Annotated in this window: 1 protein-coding gene; it reads right to left on the reverse strand. The window is 72.5% G+C overall.

Annotated features, from left to right (window positions below):
* A partial coding sequence (locus AC6CKD_RS38035) for a DEAD/DEAH box helicase (protein WP_498334005.1) occupies positions 1-255 on the reverse strand: 255 nt, incomplete at both ends.

Here is a 255-nt window from a genome sequence, read left to right on the forward strand (position 1 = left end):
GCGGCGGACCAGCAGGTCGACGTTGCGGTCCAGGGTGGCGGAGAACAGCATCCGCTGGCCCTCGGGGCGCACCTGGTCGAGGAGTGCGGTGACCTGGGGCATGAACCCCATGTCGGCCATCTGGTCGGCCTCGTCCAGGACGGTGATCCCGACCTGGTTCAGCCGGCAGTCGCCGCGGTCGATGAGGTCCTTCAGCCGGCCCGGGGTGGCGACCACGACTTCGGCGCCGCCGCGCAGGGCGTTGGCCTGGCGGCC

The organism is Streptomyces sp. GQ60 (assembly GCF_059758875.1).